General features: G+C 41.4%; 1 protein-coding gene. It reads left to right on the top strand.

Features of this window, described 5'->3' with window-relative positions:
• Window positions 1–251: transposase (locus GNY06_RS10155; protein WP_166519973.1), on the top strand; the 251-nt coding region annotated here is incomplete at both ends.

Below are 251 nucleotides of genomic sequence, written 5' to 3'. Positions count from 1 at the left end.
TACGGATTATTTGGAACAGTATTCTTTACCTTGTTAAAACAGGTTGTCAATGGCGTATGCTTCCCCAAGATTTCCCCAAGTGGCAACGGGGGTGTACTATTATTATAAAAAGTGTGCAGATATGGGGGCAATTCGAACTAGTGTTGGAACATTTACGAGGCAAATTTCGAGTAAAACTAGGACAAAAATCAGAGCCATCGCTTGGTATTATGGACAGCCAGAATATTCGCTGGGGCAATAACCGGTCATTA

The sequence above is a fragment of the Elizabethkingia argenteiflava genome (genome assembly GCF_009904105.1).
In the GTDB taxonomy this organism is placed as follows: Bacteria; Bacteroidota; Bacteroidia; order Flavobacteriales; family Weeksellaceae; genus Elizabethkingia; species Elizabethkingia argenteiflava.
This window is presented reverse-complemented; position numbering and strand designations above follow the sequence as displayed.